Genomic DNA, 16,083 nt, shown 5'->3' on the forward strand with positions numbered 1-16,083 from the left:
TGGAGGACGTCATGGGAATCTGCTCGTGGCTGGTGTTGGGCGGTATCGCGGGCTGGCTGGCCAGCATCATCAAGGGCACCAATGCCCGGATGGGGATGTTCGCCAACATCGTCGCCGGCATCGTCGGCGCGATGGTGGGCGGCTGGGTGTTCAGCTTCTTTGGCGGCAGCGGCGTGACGGGCTTCAACCTGTACTCGCTGCTGGTGGCCACGGTGGGTGCCGTCATCCTCCTGTCCATCCTCCAAGTCATCCGCAGATGACTCCCGGCGGTCGCTGACTAGAAGAGCGACAGCTGGGGTGAGGTGGAGGGCCGCGCGGGGCGCCGGAAGGTGTCCGGCGCGGCCTCCGTGACGGACGAGGCGCGCATGCCCACCTTGCGCGCCGCCGTCGCGAAGAGCTGGTGGATGGTCTGGGCGTAGAGCCCTTCGCCGCGCATGCGGTGCTTGAAGCGGCTGTCGGTGAGCTCCCCGCCGCGCGTCTCGCGGATGCGGTGCAGCACCCGGTCCGCGCGCAGGGGCAGCTTCGCGCGCAGGCGCTCCTCGAACACGGCCTGCACGGGGCCGGGCAGCCGCAGGAGCGTGTAGTGCGCGCGCGTGGCGCCGGCCTCGCGCGCGGCGGTGAGCACCCGCGCGATGTCCTCGTCGTTGAGGCCGGGGATGATGGGGGCCACGGACACGGCCACGTCGATGCCGGCCTCCGTCAGCTTGCGGATGGCGGCCAGGCGCCGCCTGGGCGTGGCCACGAGCGGCTCCATGGCGCGCGCCAGCTCCTCGTTGTGGAAGGGGAGGCTGATGCTCACGAAGAGCTTCGTCTCCGCCGCCAGGCGCTGGAGCACGTCCAGGTCGCGCTCAATCAGCACGCCCTTGGTGACGATGCCTACGGGGTTGCGGTACTCGGCGCAGACCTCCAGGCACCGGCGGGTGAGCTGGAGTGACGCCTCCAGGGGCTGGTAGCAGTCCGTGACGCCGCTGAAGACGACCGTCTCTCCCTTCCACGACGGGCGGTCGAAGGCCTCGCGCAGGAGCTCCGGGGCGTTGGATTTGACGACGAGGCGCGTCTCGAAGTCGGTGCCCGCGCCGAAGTCCAGGTACTGGTGCGTGGGGCGCGCGTAGCAGTAGGCGCAGGCGTGGAGGCAGCCCCGGTACGGGTTGACGCTCCAGGAGAAGCACACGTCCGGGCTGTCGTTGCTCGCGATGATGGAGCGGCTGTGGTCCTCCCAGACCTCGAGGCGTGCGGGGGGGATCTCGTCCAGGTACTCCACCGCGGTGCTCGCCCAGGGGTTGGGCGGATTGTCGACGGGACGGGCCTTCACCCGGCAAGGGTGCGGCTGAATGCCTGTTCAGTCAAGCCTGCTTGCGGTGTTCGGGGAGACCCGGGGATGTCTGGCAGAGCGGCTCGCTATGCTCACGCGCCATGTGGCGATCCATCCGGTACTCCGTCGACGTCCATTACACCTGGGTCGGGCCTCCGGACACGTCCGGCGAGGACCGGGACATTGGCGGCCCCATCCGGATGCGGCTCAAGCTGAAGAACGGGTACACGACGGCGTACCAGATGTACTTCTGGTGCCTGGATGCGCACGTCGCCGCGTTCCAGAAGAAGTTCGCCGCGCGTGGCAGGAAGGACATCACCGTGCGCGGCATGGAGTCCTTCCTGGCTGGCGCCAGGGGGACGCTGTACCGGCTCTGGTACTGGTACGGCGCCAGGGAGACGGATCTCCTCGCGCGCGTCACGCCCATCATCGCCGCCGCGGCCAAGGGCGACGCGTCGGTGCGCGAGCGGGTGAACGCCAAGAATGTCTGGGGCTTCTTCACCCTCTACACGTGGGGCGGTTACCACTTCGACACGGGCATCGAGCCGGATCCGGAGCGCCCGCTCAACCTGTCCTATTTCAAGTCCTTCATGGTGCCCGCCGCGCTGGCGAAGGGCGCTGGCGGGCTGCGGCTCTTCCACGCCACGAAGACGCGCATCGGCGGGCTCGACAGCTTCTGTAGCGCCGTGCCAGGGACCAGCGAGACGCTGAAGGCCTTTGACGATAACGCCGCCGTCGACAATCCGGTCACCGCGCAGCACGTGGACGTGTGGGCGCTCTACAGTGAGCGCTACGACGCGCGGGCCATGCGTGCGCTCTATTGGTACTGCTGCGTCTGGGAGAAGCTGGAGGAGTTGCGAAAGAAGGAGGGCAACAACAGCGAGCCCTACAAGGCCGCGTGCCGCTCCGCGATCATCGACGCGCTCTACACCACGCTCTCCCACAGCGAGAAGGGAGCCTGCCTGGATGCCATCCCGCGCACGTGCATGTGGGACGCGGGGGCGGACATCGCTGATGGGAAGATCGCCGAGCTGGGACTCCTGAAGAAGTACTACGGCTCGCACCGCAAGTAGCCCAGGGCCCGGAAACACGAAGGCCGGCAGACCCGAGTTTCCTCAAGGACTCCCGGCCTTCAGGGCGTTGTATTCGCTCCAGTGCCGGGGACGGCGGGCCCCCAGGGCATGGGCAGCCGCTTCGGAGTCAGATGGTGGCGCTGCTTGAACTGCTGCCACTGCGGGCGCAGCGACGGGTCGTCCGGCGTACCGCCAAAGGCGCGTAGCAGCGGATCCCCGGGCTGCTCGGGGCGGGGCAGAGGCTTTTCTCCGTAGCGCTCGCGCAGCAGATCGAACGCGCTGCGTACCCAGTGCGGCGGCGCCTTCTTCTCCGCGAGAATGGACTCCAGGGCGCGAGCCGCCATGCGGTCCACCTCGGTGCTTTCGTGGCCGCGGAGCACCGTCAGCATCATGGGCAACGTGCGGTCCAATGAGGGCGCGGTCACGAACGCCTGTGCGAGCTGCTCCCGATGCAGGGTTGACAGAGGGGCCAGGCGAGGCCGCTTGAAGTCATAGGCCGAAAGGGCCTCATCGGACGCGGAGGCCAATCCATACAAACCATCCCACCGGGTCGCGGGATGTGCGGCCACGTACACCAGCCAGTCCGTGCGCGCCGCTGTCACGCCGGCCTCCCGGCCCGCGGCCCGGGCGACGATGGCCTGTTCCTCCGCCAACCGGAAGCGCTGCACGGCTCGCCGATAGGCCGCGAGCTCGTCTTCACTTTCCGGATAGCGCGTCCCGTAGGACAGCGCGAGGGTCCGCCAACGACCGTCCCTTCGTTCGAGGAACGCGACGACCGCGAGTCCTGGCTCGTAACGGGCGGGAGCTGGACAAATGAGGCTCCCGTTGAAGTGAACCTCGAGCTGCTCGTCCGGGCGCGCCGCCGTTCCTCGCCACACCTCCCGAATCCGCAGGCGCGCGATCTGGCCGTCGTCAAAGCCGTCGAGTCCAGCTTCCTTCTCGGAAGAGGTCGGCGGGGGCGCCCACGTCACCGCCTCCACATCCGCCCATACGACCAGCTCCGAGGACTGCGTGAGTTCCCGGAGCGTCCAGGGCGAGATGGGGAAGGCCTCGGCGTGGAGAAGAGGGGCGAGGACCACGGCCAGCGCCAGCGGCAGGCGCAGCCGGGGACGAAGCGCGCCACGACGGGACCAGGGGGCTGCCTCACACATGGGGGCTCCTCTCGCTTGACCCGGACGAGTCTTCCAGAGTCGCGGGAGCCTGGAAACACGAAGGCCGGTGGTTCCGTGAAGGAACCACCGGCCTGTGTCTCTTCAGAGCGGCGGAAGGGATTCGAACCCTCGACCCCGAGCTTGGGAAGCTCGTGCTCTACCAACTGAGCTACCACCGCGGGTGCTGCGTGAAGCGGGGCCCAAAGTAGGGGCGGGGCCCAGCCTTGTCAACGGGAAGAATCGACCGCTTCCTGGCGAACAGTTCCGCAGGCGGCGCAGTACCGGGCTTCCGGCGTCCGGAGCGGTTTGCCGCAGGCCCTGCACGGCGGGCCGTATTGGGCGATGCGGTGGTGAATCACCACGTTCGGATGGCAGCCTGCGTAGCCCGTCAGCCGCTCATAGGCCCGGCTGACGGGAGCGAAGCGCGCCTCCAGGGTGGGCTCCGACGAACGGAACGCGCCGCGATAGAGGTTCGAGACCTCCTCGAACTCCTCCTCGTCCAGCATCGGAACCTCCTGCCGACATCTCCAACACCACAGCGGCTTCATCGCGGCCCCCCGGCTATTCGCCCTCCTCGACGGTGAGCTGGTAGGAGTCCTGGAAGTTCGCCTCGCGGTTCTTCGCGTCGCGCACCTCGAAGACGTAGACGCCGGGCTCGGCGCTGTAGCGGATGGTCTCCGGCTGGTCGCCCTTGGCGCGGTCGGACGTCTGCACGAGCGTCAGCTTCCCGTCCGGCTGCACCCGGTGCAGGTACAGCCCCACGTCCACCTTCAGGATGCCCAGCAGCGTCGCCGTGATGGCCGTGCGCACCGGCCGGTCGGACAGGTCCACCCGGAAGTAGTCCACGTCCTTCGCCGGGTACACCGTGCCTCGCACCGCCTTGCCCAACGTCAGGTCCTGCGCCCGGTCCGGTGTGTTGTTCGGCTCGCGCTCCTGGCTGCCGTTGTCCGGCACCGTCGTCACGCTGATGCGGTAGGGCTGGTCCGCGTTCTCGAAGTCCTTCACGAACTTCCCGTTCACCTTGCGGAACGACCCCTCCACCCGGAAGTAGCAGGTGCCATTGCAGGCCACGTTGTTCAGGCGCTCCGGCTCCTTCACCGCGCCGTCGTTGGCCTTGAGCAGCACCGTCTCCTTCTGCCCGTCGCCCTGCGGCGGCTCCACCATCGACAGCGTCAGGTCCAGCCGGTCCACGCCCGACAGCTCCACCTTCGCCAGCATCGGCTCGCGCGTCGTCAGCACGTAGTTGTCCACGTCCGACTTGGGCGACAGGAAGCCCTCGCGGTAGCCCGCGCCCGTCAGCGGCGTGGCCTTGAGCAGCTCGTCGTTGGGCTCCAGCTCCGCGTGCGCCCCCGCCTCCTCCTGCGACACCGTCAGCGTGTACGGCACCTGCGCGTTGTACGTGCGGCGCTGCGCCTTGCCCGTCCCCGTCCAGCCGCCCTTCACCACCACGTAGACCACCCGGTCCGTGGCCCTTACGCCGATGTTGCGCAGCGCGAGCGGCTCGCCCTCCTTGCCCTGCAGCGTGAACAGCGGCGCCTCCGCGGCGGACAGCACCGAAATCTCCGGCCGCACGCCCTCCACGGCGGACAATTCAATCTTCAGCGCCACCGACGGAACCTCCGGCTCGGGCGGCGGGCCCGCGTCCACCGCCTGGGCCGCCATCGCTCCGCCCAGCTCTCCGGGCGCCGTGGGCATCGCGCCCTCGGACGGATGCGCGGGCGGCTCTCCGCCCCCGAACGTGCCCTCCGGAGTGGGGGAGGGCGCCTCGCTGTCGTCGATGACCGGCGTCTCGTCCGGCACCGAAGGCGGAGGCACGGCCGCGGCCGTCGCCCCCTGCGCCCCCGGAGCCGCGGGCGCGGTGCCCTGCTGTGCCGGAGCCCCGCTGTCCTGCGCCGAGGGGACCTCCCCCTCGGGCGTGGCCGGGCCGGGCAGTTCCACCCGGTACCAGTCCTCATCCCCCGAGTGCCCCAGGAACGCCGTCACCGTCTGCCCCAGGGGCAGCGCGGCGGCGTCCACGGCGCGGTCGTTGGGCTCGCGCTCCTCGCCGTCGTTGGGCTGGCGGTACTTCACCTCCAGCGTGTACGCCCCGCCCATGCCCTTGCGCGCCGGAGACACCACCAGCCAGCGCTCCTGCTCCACGTAGAGGTTCGGGAGGCGCTCGCCCTTGCCCTCGCCCTCGCTGTTGACGCCCACCAGCCGGTTGCGGTCCTGGTCGTAGACGTCCAGCTTCACGTCCCCGCCAGGCAGGCCCGTCACCGTCACGTCCGCGATGCGCGCCGTGCCGGGGGCCAGCCGGTACCAGTCCTCGTCCAGCTTGTTGGGCTCAGCCGCCAGCCCGCCCGTCACCACGCTGTCCCGGGTGATGGCCAGCGCCTGGTCGGGCCGATCGTTGGGTTCCTTCTCCGTGAGGGCCGCGGGGCCTGTCTCCACCACGCCCGCGTCCGGCGCCTCCGCCGGCACGTCCTTCTTGCAAGAGGCCGCCCCCATCAGCCCCAGGACACAGACCCAGCCCCAACGTCGCATCACGCTTCCTCCTCGGTCGGTCCGCCTTGTCGGCCTGGGCGTATCCGGGTGTCAAGCACCCCCAACTCCCGGCGAGCCGCTTTCATCCGCGCCCTCGGGCCTTCACCGCCAGGAACGCCGTGTCCGGTGCCGGCGGAAGGTGCACACCCGGGCTGGAGCCCCGGGGTGGGGCCGATCCAAGATGCGCCCCATGCGCCGCCTGTCCCTCGCCTCCCTGCTGCTCGTGTCCCCGCCCGTCCTCGCCGCCACGCCCTCCGCGCCCGGCTACGCCCAGGCGGAGGCCTGGCTGGAGAAGGAGGCGCGCCCGGACCACTTCGTGCCCCTCAACCTGCTGGACGGCCGGGACACCACCGCCTGGTGCGTGGAAGGGGAGCATCCCGGCCCCGTCTTCATCGGCTTCAAGGAGCCCGTCACCCTGGACGAGGTGCGCGTCTACACGGGCGACGGCACCTCCCGGGACGCCTTCAAGGCCAACGGCCGCGTGCGCAAGTTCACCCTCACCAGCGTGGACGCGTCCCGCAGCGTCACCGTGCAGGACAAGCGCGGCCTCCAGGCCGTGCCCCTGTCCCAGCCGCTCTTCGGCGCGCGCTTCATCCTGGAGGTCGCGGACCGCTTCCCGGGCACCAGGGAGGACAGCCCGGTGTGCCTCACCGACCTCGTCCTCTACTCGGGTGGAAAGCCCCTCAACGGCCCCGCGCTCGCCACCCGCTACAAGTACGACGCGCGCGTGGCGCCGCTCGTGGGCACCTGGTTCGGCGGCCACGAGGGCGCCCCGGAGCGCTTCCTGTCCTTCTTCGTGGACGGCACCTGGCGCTTCTCGCTGGAGCCCCTGGAGACGCCCGAGCCCACCACCGTCGTCACCGGCACCTACACCGTGTCCGGCAACAAGGTGACGTTGGACATCCCCAAGAAGGGCAAGGTGACGGCCCGCTTCGAGCGGACCCCCGCTGGCGAGGGACCGAAGTCCGCCGCCGGGCTGTCGCTGGACGGGGCGCTCCCCGAGGAGTGGGGAAGCGCCTTCCGCAGCCTGCCGTGAGGGCGGGCGCCCGGGCGCCGGAAAGGGCCCGGGCCTTCCTGGCCTAGATGGCGGCCTTGGCCTTCCGCTTCGCGTCGAAGTTGCGGAAGAAGGTGACGATCTCCTGCTCGGCGGCCTTGGCATCCGCGGCGTCGGCGAACTCCGACTCCAGGAAGATGCCGCCGCACGACTCGCAGGTGTCGTAGTGCAGGGGGTGGGTCCGGTCACCACCGTCGATGCGCACGAAGTCCACCTGGCAGTCCGGGCACTGTCCTGTCAGGGCCTCCGCGTCGACCTTGCCCCCGAGCTGCTCCAGACCGGGCAGGTTGTTGTGAAGGAGAATGCGGCGCAGGTCCGAGACATCGATCCAGAGGCCTCCGCAGTCTCCACACTTCCGCAACGTCTCGTGATCTCCTTCGAGATCAGTCATCTCGACGCTGCAACCGGGGCAATTCATGGGGCGGCTCGTTCTCCTGAAAGGGGGAGCAGAGGGTGCTCCCCAGTGAATGGAGAATGATAAGTCGCCCAAAAATTGGGATGCAACCCGCGCGGCCGCTTCTGTTGGCAACGTGCCGTCAGGCGGCCCCCGGGACTCAGGCCAGCCCTCAGGCCTTTTCCTTCACGCGGCGGATGTCCGCCCCCAGGCCCCGCAGCTTGCGCTCCAGCCGCTCATACCCGCGGTCCAGGTGGTAGACGCGGCTGACCTCCGTCTGCCCGTCGGCCACCAGGCCGGCCAGGATGAGCGAGGCGCTGGCGCGCAGGTCGGTGGCCATCACCGGCGCCCCGCTGAGCGCCTTCACGCCCTTCACCACCGCCGTGTGCCCCTGGATGGTGATGTCCGCGCCCAGCCGGTGCAGCTCCGGCACGTGCATGAAGCGGTTCTCGAAGATGTTCTCGCTGATGACGGACGTGCCGTGGCTCACCGTCATCAGCGCCATCAGCTGCGCCTGCATGTCCGTGGGGAAGCCCGGGTGCTCCGTGGTGGTGATGTTCACCGACTTGAGGGACTTGGGCGCCTTGCAGCGGATGCCGCCGCCCTCCGCCGTGAGCGTGCAGCCCGCCTCTCGCAGCTTGTCCATCACCGCGTCCAGGTGCTCCGGCCGCGCGTGCTTCACCAGCACGTTGCCACCGCTGATGGCCGCCGCGACGAGCAGCGTCCCCGCCTCGATGCGGTCCGGCAGGATGGCGTGGTCCACGGGGTTGAGCGACTCCACGCCCTCGATGGTGATGACGGACGTGCCCGCGCCCTCCACCTTCGCGCCCATCTTGTTGAGGACCCGCGCCAGCTCCTCCACCTCCGGCTCGCGCGCGCAGTTCTCCATCACCGTGCGGCCCTTCGCGAGCACCGCCGCCATCATCACGTTCTCCGTGCCCGTGACGGTGATGACGTCGAAGTTCACCATGCCGCCCTTGAGCTGCTTCGCCCGGGCCTCCACGTAGCCTTCCGTCAGGTGGATGTCCGCGCCCAGCGCCTTGAGCCCCTTCAGGTGCTGATCGATGGGCCGCGCGCCGATGGCGCACCCGCCCGGCATGGACACGCGCGCCCGGCCGAAGCGCGCCACGAGCGGCCCCAGCACCAGCACGCTCGCGCGCATGGTCTTCACCAGCTCGTAGGGGGCCTCCGGGGTGATGTCCCCCGCGATGCTGATTTCACACGTGTCCGCCTTCTTGCCGGTGAGCCGCGTGGCCTCGCAGCCCATGGTGCGCAGCACCTCCAGCATCGTGGCCACGTCCGCCAGCTCCGGCACGTTGCGGAAGGTGGTGGTGCCATCCGCCAGCAGCGCGGAGGCCAGGATGGGCAGCGCCGCGTTCTTCGCGCCGGAGACCTCCACCTCGCCGTGCAGCGCGGTGCCACCCTTCATGACGATCTTGTCCATGTCTTGTACGTGCCTTCTCTTGCGTGCGGCCGCCGGGCCACGCGCTCCGTGGCCCTCAGGCCGCGGGCTGTGTCCCGAACGCCATGCGTTCACGCCGCTCCAGGTCCTTCTCCACGCGCGCGTCGGCGTAGCCGGCGGCCCGCAGGAGCTCCAGGACGGCGCTTCCCTGGGTCTCACCCATCTCCAGTGCAAGCAGTCCGCCAGGCTCCAACACCCGCCGGGCGCCCTGGATCACGCGCCGGAGGGCGGTCAGCCCGTCCGGCCCGCCGTCCAGGGCCAGGCGGGGCTCGCGCCGCACCTCGGCGGACAGCCCGGCGATGTCGCCGGTGTCGATGTACGGCGGGTTCGACACCACCACCCGGAACGTCTCGCCCGGGGGCAGGGGCGCGAACAGGTCTCCCTCCAGCACGCTCACGCGCTCCGCCACGCCCAGGGCCTGCGCGTTCTCACGCGCCAGCGCGCACGCGTCCCTGGACAGGTCCGTGGCCAGCACCGTCGCCTGGGGGCGCTCGGCCGCCACGCTGATGGCGATGCAGCCGGAGCCCGTGCACACGTCCAGCACGCGGGAAGGCGCGTCCCTGGGCACCGCGTGCAGCACCGCCTCCACCAGCAGCTCCGTCTCCGGACGGGGGATGAGCACGCGCGCGTCCACCTTGAAGGCGCGGTTGTAGAACTCCTTCGTGCCCGTCAGGTAGCTCGTGGGCTCGCCCGCCATGCGCCGCTCGATGAGCGCCTTGAACGAGGCCAGCTCGTCCTTGGACAGGGGCCGGTCCAGGTCCACGTACAGGCGCACCCGGCCCGTCTTGAGCACGTGCGCGAGCAGGATCTCCGCGGTGAGCCGGGGGGCATCCACCTGGCGCTTCTCGAAGTGCCCCGTCGTCCAGGTGAGGACCCGGCGGATGGTCCAGGTCTCGCTCATGCTTCGCCGGGGGGCCGGCCGCCGCCCGTCTGCGCCTTGAGGGCCTCCGCCTGGTAGTACGTGCGGCAGGCGGTGATGACCTCGTCCACGTTGCCCACCATGATGGCCGGCAGGTTGTGCACGGTGAGGCCGATGCGGTGGTCGGTGAGCCGGTCCTGCGGGAAGTTGTAGGTGCGGATCTTCTCGCTGCGGTCGCCCGTGCCCACCTGCCCGCGGCGCATGGAGTCGCGCTCGTTGCGGATGCGCTCCTGCTCGATCTCATAGAGCTTCGCGCGCAGCATGCGCATGGCCATGGCGCGGTTCTTCGTCTGGCTCTTCTCCTGCTGGCACTTCACCACGATGCCGGACGGCTTGTGGATGAGGCGCACCGCGGAGTCCGTGGTGTTGACGCTCTGGCCGCCGGAGCCCGTGGAGCGCATCACCTGCATCTCGATGTCCGCCGGGTTCACCTGCACGTCCACGTCCTCCGCCTCCGGCATCACCGACACGGTGATGGTGGAGGTGTGGATGCGGCCTTGCGTCTCCGTGGCCGGCACGCGCTGGACGCGGTGCACGCCGGACTCGTACTTCAGGTTGCTGAACACCGCGTCGCCGGACAGCGTCACCGTGGCGTCCTTCACGCCGCCGGCGTTGCCCGCGCTCATGTCCAGGATGTCCGCCTTCCAGCCCCGGCGGTCCGCGTAGCGCAGGTACATCTGCATGACCTCTTCGGCGAAGAGGGCCGCCTCGTCGCCGCCCGCGCCCGCGCGGATCTCCAGGATGACGTTCTTCTCGTCATTGGGGTCCTTGGGCAGCAGGAGGATCTTGAGCTCCCCCTCCAACTCGTCGCGCTGCGCCTTCAGGCCGGGCAGGGCCTCCTTCGCGTAGGCCTTCTCGTCGGGGTCGGCGCTGGACAGCCACGCCTCCACCTCGGACAGGTCCGCCAGCACCTTGCGGTAGCTGCGGTAGGTCTCGACGAGCTTCTCCAGCCCGGCGCGCTCCTTGGACACCTTCTGGAGCTTCGCCGTATCGGCGAGGATATCGGGGTTCGACAGGTCGGCCGTGAGCCGCTCGAAGCGGCGCTCGACCTCTTGCAGTTTGTCAATCATGCGTGGTTCCCGGGGCGTCTTGCCCCGTTGGGCGCCCCATGGCAAGGGCCGAGGGCGGTCAAGGAAAACCTTGGCCGTGCGGGCAGCGGCATGTAAGAACGGCCCCCGTCGCCGCCCCGTGCGGCTTGAATCACGCTCAACACGGAGTCCTTCCACATGGCCGCACAGAAGGGGAATCGTTCCAAGAAGAAGCTGAAGAACCGCGCCAAGACCCGGAAGGCGCAGCTGAAGCGCCGCCGCACGCGCTTCAAGCGCGGCCAGCGCAACAACAAGTAGCCCCGGTAGCTACTGCCCCCCTCGCACGCTGGAGGAGGGGGGCGGTGGGCTCCCTGCTCCCCCTGCTTCCCCTGTTTCAAGCGCTGGGAGCATCCGCTCCAGCCCCGGCGTCCCCTGTGACGCGGTGCGCAGCATCAGCAGCACCCCATCAGCCTCGGCACCCGTCACGGGCACCGGCTGGACGGGGAACTCGGGGTAGCGGTCGGTCCTGAGGGGCAGCACGTCACTGGACACATAACCCGTGGAGTCGAAGCGCGCCCGCCACAGGACGCTGCGCTTGTCCCGGGGGTTCCAGTTCCCGCCGAACACGAAGTTGCCCAGCGAGTAGAGCACCGGCCGTCCCCGGTACAGCTCCATGGACTGGAGCACGTGCGGGTGGCTGCCGAGCACCCCCGCCGCCCCCGCGTCGATGGCCGTGTGCGCCAGGCGCACCTGGTACGGCTCCGGGGTGGTGTTGCCCTCGATGCCCCAGTGGAAGAAGGGCAGGACGAGGTCCGCCTGGGCCTTGGCCGCCGCGATGTCCTCGCGCAGCATCCGCTCCATCTCGTCCACGTCGGAGAAGTGCCCGGCCACGCCCGGCGTGGTGTCCGTGGCGTAGACCTCCCGGGGTTCGATGTTGCGCGTGCCCAGGAAGAAGTAGCCCAGGAACGCGACGCGCAGGCCCCCCACGGTGAGGATGGCCGGGCGGCGCGCCTCCGCCATGTTCCTGCCCGCGCCGAAGTGGGGGATGCGCGCGGCCTCCAGGGCCGCGAGGGTGTCCAGGAGCCCCTGCGCGCCGTAGTCCATCATGTGGTTGTTGGCCAGGCTCACCACGCCCACCCGGCCCGCGGTGAGCACGTTCACCAGCTCCGGCCGCGCGCGGAAGTTGAAGTTCTTGGGCAGCTTCTCCGTGCTGGCCGTGTACGGGCACTCCAGGTTCACGACGAACAGGTCGCTGGAGTCCACGATGGGCCGCACCTCGCGCAGGCCGTACGCGAACATGTCCTCGCGCGTCTTCCCCTTGGCGACCTGATCATCGAAGTACTCCTCGTAGTGGTAGCCCACCGTCACGTCGCCCCCCACCACCAGCGTCACCGGGCGGACAGGGGCTGGAGGGGCCGGTTGGACAGCGGGATGTCCGGTATCGGACCCGGCGGCCGTGGGCTCGGGCGGCAGGGGCTGCGTGGCGGCCGTGGGCTCCAGGCCCGGAGGAGGGACCGGGGGCATCCCGGGGCGGGGGTGACAGGCGGCGAGCGACAGCAGGAGCAGCAGGGCGGCGTGGCGCATGGGCAAGGGGAAACTCTACCTTGCACGGGGAAACGCGCGACGCGTAGATTGCCCCGCGCCCATGGCCCGGGAAAAGGACAACATCGCTCTGTCCGACGAGCACAACACCCGCGGCATCGAGCTGGCGGACCGGGGCTGGCTGGAGGAGGCCATCAAGGAGTTCAGGAAGGCCATCGACCTGGACCCCACGTCGGCGCACGCGCACGACAACCTGGCCACGGTCTATGCGGAGAAGAAGCAGTTCCGCGAGGCGCTGGGCGAGTACCTCACCGCGCTCAAGCTGGAGCCGGAGAGCGCCACCGCGCACTACAACCTGGCCTGCTTCCTCTCCACCCACGCCAGCGAGATGGCCGTGGAGGAGTACAAGGAAGCCATCGAGCTGGACCCGGAGTACCCGGACGCCCACCTGAACCTGGGGCTCACCTACGCGGACCAGGGGCGGGTGGAGGAGGCGATGCGCGAACTGCACGCCGCCATCGAGCTGGACCCCCAGGACGCCTTCCCCCGGCACGAGCTGGCGGCGCTGATGATGGACGAGGGGGACTACCGCTCGTCCATCACCCAGCTGAAGGAAGTGGTGCGGCTGGAGCCGGACAACTTCGAGGCGCAGCTGGACCTGGGCATCTGCTACGCGCAGAAGGGCTTCTACGCGGAAGCGGAGCGCGCCTACGAGCGCGCGCGGGCGCTCAACCCGGAAGACCTGCTGCTCAACTACAACCTGGCGGCGCTGTACGCGCTGTGGGGCCGTCCGAAGGACGCCGTGCAGTACCTGCAGAAGTCGCTGGCGGCGGACCGGCAGAAGGTCCTGGGGTGGCTGTCCGCGGACCCCATGTTCGACGTGCTCAAGGGCGATCCGGACTTCGAAGCCCTCTTCTGAGGGAATCACATCATGGAATGGGTTTTCCTGGGGCTGGCGCTGCTGCTGGTCGTCGCGAACGGCTTCTTCGTGGCGACGGAGTTCGCCATCGTGAAGATCCGCGCCACGCGCCTGCAATCCCTGGTGGACGAGGGCACGCCGGGCGCGGCGACGGCGCTGAAGATGGTGGGCGAGTTGGACGCCTATCTCTCCGCCACGCAGTTCGGCATCACGCTCGCGTCGCTGGGCCTGGGCTGGCTGGGCGAGCCCGCCTTCGAACACCTCCTGCACCCGGTGGTGGCGAGGGTGCTGCCGGATGCGCTGGCGGAGCGGTACGGCTCCACGGCCGCGGGCATCATCGGCTTCAGCATCATCACGTTCCTGCACATCGTGATGGGGGAGCTGGCGCCCAAGAGCGTGGCCATCCAGCGCGCGGAGCAGACGACGCTCGCGGTGGCGCTGCCCATGCGCGCGTTCTACTTCCTCTTCTACCCGGCCATCCGGCTGCTCAACTGGCTGGCGGGGCTGGTGCTGAAGGCCTTCGGTCTGCACTCGGCCAGCGAGTCGCACGAGGCCACCAACGAGGACGAGCTGCGCGTCATCCTGCACAGCTCCGCGGAGGCGGGCGCCATCACCACGGCGCGGGCGGAGCTGCTGGAGCGCGCGCTGGAGATGGCGCAGAAGACGGCGCGGCAGGTGATGGTGCCGCGCAACCAGGTGCGCTACCTGGACGTGGAGGAGGCGCTGGACAAGAACGTCATCGACGCGCGCGCGTCCGGGCACACGTGGCTGCCGGTGTGCCGGGGCAACCTCGACGAGGTCGAGGGCGTGGTGAACGTGAAGGACCTGTTCTTCCTCCTGTCGCGCGGGGAATTGCGCAGCCTGTCGCAGGTGCAGCGCCCGGTGCTCTTCATCCCGGAGAACGCGACGCTGGAGCAGCTGCTGGCGGAGTTCCGCCGCCGGCGCCGGCAGATCGCCATGGTGGTGGACGAGCACGGCGGCACGTCCGGGCTCGTGACCATCGCGGACGTGGTGGCGGAGGTGGTGGGCGACGTGGCGGAGCTGGGCCGGCGCGTCGAGGAGGTGCGGGCGCTGCCCGGAGGCCGCTTCGAGCTGCCCGGCACCGCGCAGTTGGACGACCTGGAGGCCCAGCTGGACGTGACCTTCGACCTGGATGACGAGGAGAAGGGCGAGGTCACCACCATCGCCGGCTACCTGATGACGAAGCTGGGCCGGGTGCCGGAGAAGGGCGACAGCTTCAAGCTCGACATGTGGCGCATCCTCGTGGAGGAGGTGGACGGTCCCCGCGTGGTGCGCGTCACGGTGGAGCCGCAGTCGCGCCCCACGGCGCTGCCCAAGGACGGCGGCGGCCGGGCCGCGGAGCCGCCCGCGTCCTCCGGCGAGACAGGATAGGGCGTTGGTACACATGAGGCGTTCGACGGGCTGGAATGAAGCACCCGACTTGTCGCAGAGGAGCATGGAATGACGCCGCTGATCGCACCAACGCGGGCCGGGCTGAGCGACCCGGCGCCTCTGCTCCGCTGGTTGGAAGCCGATCCCGTCAGCCTGGATATCGGTTCAATTGATCCAATCGAGATGTGGGGGCTGGTCGCCATCGCGGCCCAGGCACGTCGTGATGGCGAAGGGCCCCTGCGAGTCAGGCTTGAGTCGCAATCGGGTTCCTGTCAATTCGCCCGGGCCGTGGGATTCGAGGGGGTCATCGAAGTTCCCGGACGCGTCTCAACCCCACCCTCCGAGCGCGGCAGGACGGTCAAACTCGCGCGCATCCAGCGCCAGGCCCCCACGGAACCTGCGTCGGATGAAATCTCGCGTCTCCTGGTTCCCGAGCCTGCCTTGGAGGACACCCGTCGGACCCTCTACTACGTCCTGAATGAGTTGCTGCGGAACGTCGTTCAGCACAGCCACGATCCGCTGGGGGGCATCGTGGGCGCCCAGCTCAACCGCGGAGGACGGAACTCGGCGCAACCCATGGTCCAGGTCGCCGTCGCTGACGCGGGCATCGGTATTCCAGCCAGCCTTCAAGGGCGGCACAAGGCTCTGACGGACCCCAAGGAGGCGCTGGCACGTTCGCTCTGGCCTCATGTCTCCAGTGCATTCGACGAGGGAGAGACGGGCAGCAGCCAGAACGCGGGCATGGGCCTGTTCTTCATCGCGGAGATGACGAAGCTCGTCGGTGGCCGGTTGGTGGTCGCGACTCGGGGCTCCGTGCTGAACCTGGAGGGCGACGCGAACTTCGAGGACCCCCACGGCCGGATGACGCTGGATGCGAGCGTGGGCTACCCCGGAACCCTGGTGACCTTCGAGATGCCCGCCGAAGCCGAGCAGGACTATGACGGGATGATTGAAACCATCCGTCAGCGGGCCAAGGAGCGGACGCCGCGACGGGCCATCCACAAGTGGCTCTCTTTCGAGGCTCCGCCCGTTGGCACCTTCAAGTTCATCGTCAGGCACACCCAGGTCGAGGACGCGGGGCGTGCACAGGCGTTCGCGGAGGAACAGCTCCTCCCTCGCCTCTTGAAACGGGAAGCCCTCGTGCTCGACTTCGCAGGAGTCGCGACGTGCACCCAGAGCTACGTGCACGCCCTGCTGTACGAGGCATTGCGGCTGGCCTGGGCGCGCAAGACGCCCATCTACATCCTCAACGCGCAGCCCGCCGTCCGCAGCACGCTGGAACTCCTGGAGAACTACGCCCTCGGGGGGTAATCC

The 16,083-nt window shown here is 69.4% G+C and carries 15 protein-coding genes and 1 tRNA gene; 6 read left to right on the forward strand and 10 right to left on the reverse strand.

From position 1 onward, the window contains the following. Positions 1 to 11 precede the first annotated feature (11 nt). On the forward strand, positions 12 to 260 hold the full coding sequence (locus KYK13_RS13565; protein WP_223644751.1) for a GlsB/YeaQ/YmgE family stress response membrane protein: 249 nt from the start codon (positions 12 to 14) through the stop codon (positions 258 to 260). Between the two features lie 17 nt (positions 261 to 277). On the opposite strand, the gene KYK13_RS13570 is transcribed toward KYK13_RS13565, so the two are convergent. Beyond that, positions 278 to 1,312, reverse strand: coding sequence for a PA0069 family radical SAM protein (locus tag KYK13_RS13570; RefSeq protein ID WP_223644753.1), 1,035 nt, complete (start codon positions 1,310 to 1,312; stop codon positions 278 to 280). Positions 1,313 to 1,413: 101 nt separating this feature from the next. On the opposite strand from KYK13_RS13570, the gene KYK13_RS13575 reads away from it, so the two are divergent. Next, positions 1,414 to 2,385: a hypothetical protein gene (locus KYK13_RS13575; RefSeq protein WP_223644755.1), complete on the forward strand. Its 972-nt coding sequence runs from the start codon at positions 1,414 to 1,416 to the stop codon at positions 2,383 to 2,385. A 59-nt stretch (positions 2,386 to 2,444) separates the two neighbouring features. Here the strand turns inward: KYK13_RS13575 and KYK13_RS13580 are convergent, their stop codons facing one another. The 4 genes from KYK13_RS13580 to KYK13_RS13595 all read right to left on the reverse strand — a co-directional run bounded on the left by KYK13_RS13580 (position 2,445) and on the right by KYK13_RS13595 (position 6,059). Next, positions 2,445 to 3,536: a hypothetical protein gene (locus KYK13_RS13580; protein WP_223644757.1), complete on the reverse strand. Its 1,092-nt coding sequence runs from the start codon at positions 3,534 to 3,536 to the stop codon at positions 2,445 to 2,447. Positions 3,537 to 3,642: 106 nt separating this feature from the next. Beyond that, positions 3,643 to 3,715: transfer RNA gene (locus tag KYK13_RS13585), tRNA-Gly, on the reverse strand. A gap of 48 nt (positions 3,716 to 3,763) precedes the next feature. After that, the gene (locus KYK13_RS13590) at positions 3,764 to 4,042 is read right to left on the reverse strand and encodes a hypothetical protein (RefSeq protein WP_223644759.1); all 279 of its coding nucleotides are present in this window, start codon (positions 4,040 to 4,042) and stop codon (positions 3,764 to 3,766) included. 55 nt (positions 4,043 to 4,097) lie between these two features. Then, positions 4,098 to 6,059 (reverse strand): ABC transporter substrate-binding protein, encoded by a 1,962-nt coding sequence (locus tag KYK13_RS13595; RefSeq protein WP_223646604.1) that lies wholly within the window; start codon positions 6,057 to 6,059, stop codon positions 4,098 to 4,100. A 190-nt stretch (positions 6,060 to 6,249) separates the two neighbouring features. On the opposite strand from KYK13_RS13595, the gene KYK13_RS13600 reads away from it, so the two are divergent. Continuing rightward, positions 6,250 to 7,095 carry a discoidin domain-containing protein gene (locus KYK13_RS13600; protein ID WP_223644761.1) on the forward strand — a complete coding sequence of 282 codons (846 nt, stop codon included), beginning with the start codon at positions 6,250 to 6,252 and terminating at the stop codon, positions 7,093 to 7,095. Between the two features lie 43 nt (positions 7,096 to 7,138). Here KYK13_RS13600 and KYK13_RS13605 read toward each other — a convergent pair whose 3' ends face one another. The 5 genes from KYK13_RS13605 to KYK13_RS13625 form a co-directional block, all read right to left on the reverse strand. After that, on the reverse strand, positions 7,139 to 7,531 hold the full coding sequence (locus KYK13_RS13605; RefSeq protein ID WP_223644763.1) for a zf-TFIIB domain-containing protein: 393 nt from the start codon (positions 7,529 to 7,531) through the stop codon (positions 7,139 to 7,141). A gap of 148 nt (positions 7,532 to 7,679) precedes the next feature. Next, positions 7,680 to 8,951 (reverse strand): UDP-N-acetylglucosamine 1-carboxyvinyltransferase, encoded by a 1,272-nt coding sequence (gene murA / locus KYK13_RS13610; RefSeq protein ID WP_223644765.1) that lies wholly within the window; start codon positions 8,949 to 8,951, stop codon positions 7,680 to 7,682. Positions 8,952 to 9,006: 55 nt separating this feature from the next. Next, complete coding sequence (gene prmC / locus KYK13_RS13615) at positions 9,007 to 9,870, reverse strand: peptide chain release factor N(5)-glutamine methyltransferase (RefSeq protein ID WP_223644767.1); 864 nt, start codon at positions 9,868 to 9,870, stop codon at positions 9,007 to 9,009. After that, a complete protein-coding gene (gene prfA / locus KYK13_RS13620) occupies positions 9,867 to 10,958 on the reverse strand; it encodes a peptide chain release factor 1 (protein WP_223644769.1) in 1,092 nt (363 codons plus the stop codon). The genes prmC and prfA overlap by 4 nt, the downstream gene beginning before the upstream one ends. Before the next feature lie 285 nt (positions 10,959 to 11,243). Further along, a complete protein-coding gene (locus KYK13_RS13625) occupies positions 11,244 to 12,500 on the reverse strand; it encodes a CapA family protein (RefSeq protein ID WP_223644771.1) in 1,257 nt (418 codons plus the stop codon). A gap of 61 nt (positions 12,501 to 12,561) precedes the next feature. Between KYK13_RS13625 and KYK13_RS13630 the strand changes: the two genes are divergently transcribed. The 3 genes from KYK13_RS13630 to KYK13_RS13640 all read left to right on the forward strand — a co-directional run bounded on the left by KYK13_RS13630 (position 12,562) and on the right by KYK13_RS13640 (position 16,080). Next, the gene (locus KYK13_RS13630; RefSeq protein ID WP_223644773.1) at positions 12,562 to 13,377 is read left to right on the forward strand and encodes a lipopolysaccharide assembly protein LapB; all 816 of its coding nucleotides are present in this window, start codon (positions 12,562 to 12,564) and stop codon (positions 13,375 to 13,377) included. 12 nt (positions 13,378 to 13,389) lie between these two features. Next, positions 13,390 to 14,769, forward strand: a complete 1,380-nt coding sequence (locus KYK13_RS13635) for a hemolysin family protein (RefSeq protein WP_223644775.1) — start codon at positions 13,390 to 13,392, stop codon at positions 14,767 to 14,769. 69 nt (positions 14,770 to 14,838) lie between these two features. Continuing rightward, positions 14,839 to 16,080 (forward strand): ATP-binding protein, encoded by a 1,242-nt coding sequence (locus tag KYK13_RS13640; RefSeq protein WP_223644777.1) that lies wholly within the window; start codon positions 14,839 to 14,841, stop codon positions 16,078 to 16,080. Positions 16,081 to 16,083 lie beyond the last annotated feature (3 nt).

The sequence above is a fragment of the Corallococcus sp. EGB genome (assembly GCF_019968905.1).
GTDB lineage: Bacteria > Myxococcota > Myxococcia > Myxococcales > Myxococcaceae > Corallococcus.